Genomic DNA, 796 nt, shown 5'->3' on the forward strand with positions numbered 1-796 from the left:
ACTACACCACGGTTCCAAATTGGTTGCGGGGGCAGGATTTGAACCTGCGGCCTTCGGGTTATGAGCCCGACGAGCTACCGGGCTGCTCCACCCCGCGTCAGTAAAAAACTTATAAGCACTATGGTGGAGGCTGAGGGGTTCGAACCCCCGACCCTCTGCTTGTAAGGCAGATGCTCTCCCAGCTGAGCTAAGCCTCCATATGTGTGCCTGGTAAAATAATTGGTGACCCGTATGGGATTCGAACCCATGTTACCTCCGTGAAAGGGAGGTGTCTTAACCCCTTGACCAACGGGCCATACTTTTAATAATAGTGGCGGAGAGAGAGGGATTCGAACCCTCGAGACGCTTGTGGCGCCTACACGATTTCCAATCGTGCTCCTTCGGCCAAACTCGGACACCTCTCCATAATGGCTCCCCGAACAGGACTCGAACCTGTGACAACTCGATTAACAGTCGAGTGCTCTACCAACTGAGCTATCAGGGAATATATCAGACTTGATCGCCTGAAAACTGAATCCGAAACGAATCTGCGTTTTAAGATTTGGATAAGCCCTCGACCGATTAGTATTGGTCAGCTCCACACGTTACCGTGCTTCCACCTCCAACCTATCTACCTCGTCGTCTTCAAGGGGTCTTACATACTGGGAAATCTCATCTTGAGGGGGGCTTCACGCTTAGATGCTTTCAGCGCTTATCCCGTCCGTACGTAGCTACTCAGCCATGCTCCTGGCGGAACAACTGATGCACCAGCGGTACGTCCATCCCGGTCCTCTCGTACTAAGGACAGCTCCTCTCA

At 52.5% G+C, this 796-nt stretch carries 5 tRNA genes and 1 rRNA gene; all 6 read right to left on the reverse strand.

The features are described from left to right. Positions 1-20 precede the first annotated feature (20 nt). Positions 21-97, reverse strand: a tRNA-Met gene (locus tag A3849_RS03505). Between the two features lie 24 nt (positions 98-121). Then, a tRNA-Val gene (locus A3849_RS03510) sits at positions 122-197 on the reverse strand. 23 nt (positions 198-220) lie between these two features. Then, positions 221-295, reverse strand: a tRNA-Glu gene (locus A3849_RS03515). Between the two features lie 16 nt (positions 296-311). Next, a tRNA-Ser gene (locus A3849_RS03520) sits at positions 312-404 on the reverse strand. 4 nt (positions 405-408) lie between these two features. Continuing rightward, a tRNA-Asn gene (locus A3849_RS03525) sits at positions 409-484 on the reverse strand. 57 nt (positions 485-541) lie between these two features. Then, positions 542-796, reverse strand: a 23S ribosomal RNA gene (locus A3849_RS03530); the annotation flags it as partial.

The organism is Paenibacillus sp. P46E (assembly GCF_001909095.1).
Taxonomy (GTDB): Bacteria; Bacillota; Bacilli; order Paenibacillales; family Paenibacillaceae; genus Paenibacillus_AQ; species Paenibacillus_AQ helianthi.